At 36.6% G+C, this 916-nt stretch carries 1 protein-coding gene; it reads left to right on the plus strand.

Annotation, left to right across the window (positions count from 1 at the left end; all coding sequences use genetic code 11):
* The first annotated feature begins 77 nt into the window (after nt 1-77).
* A complete protein-coding gene (locus ACFILW_RS10130) occupies nt 78-758 on the plus strand; it encodes a tyrosine-type recombinase/integrase (RefSeq protein ID WP_375685772.1) in 681 nt (226 codons plus the stop codon).
* Nucleotides 759-916: the final 158 nt, after the last annotated feature.

Below are 916 nucleotides of genomic sequence, written 5' to 3' on the forward strand. Positions count from 1 at the left end.
TTTTATGTACGACCTTGATATCTGATGAATCTGTCAAAAGCGCAATTCAAAAGGTGGTTTAAAAGGTGGTTTGAGAAGTGATTAGGAAAACAAGAACACGTGATAGATTATCTACCTTATCTGTAAAAAATTTGCCTAAAGGTAAATATGCGGATGGGGCTGGGTTATGGCTTATCAAAACAGCACAGAATCAGGGGCGTTGGGTTTTTCGATTCGATTTCAATAAAAAACGTCGTGAAATGGGGTTAGGCTCTTGTAGCGTTGTATCTTTGAAAGAAGCAAGGCTTAAGGCTACAACTTGCCGTGATCTTTTGCAACAAGGTATTGATCCGATTCGTAAAAGGAAAAATGAAAAGTTACGACAAGCGGTTGATAGTATTTCTTTAAGAGAAATAGTTTTAAGTGCTTTTGAAGCTAAAAAAAGCGAATTGAAAAATGAAGGAACCGCAGCAAGGTGGTTAACACCTCTCACATTGCATGTTTTTCCTAAACTTGGAGATATAGCAATTACTGAATTGACGCAGATTGATATAAAAGAATGCTTATCCCCTATTTGGAAAACCAAAAACGAGACAGCAAGCAAGGCTTTATCGCGTTTGAATATTGCTATAAAACATGCCGCAGCACGTGGCATAGATGTGGATATGCAATTGGTACCAAAAGCAAAAGCTTTATTGGGAATAATTTATTCAAAATGTTCAAAATATTCCAGCCATGCCATGGAAAGAAGTTCCAGCTTTTTATCAATCTTTAGATGATAATATTGTATCCAATTTAGCCTTAAAGCTTTTAATTTTAACGGGTGTTCGTTCAATGCCAATTAGGCATATGCGGTTGGAAGAGATTAATCAGTCGATATGGACGATTCCAAAAGAAAATATGAAGGGGATAGTTGGGAAGGTTTTTGATTTTCGTG

The sequence above is a fragment of the Bartonella sp. TT110JLCBS genome (genome assembly GCF_042193405.1).
GTDB lineage: Bacteria > Pseudomonadota > Alphaproteobacteria > Rhizobiales > Rhizobiaceae > Bartonella.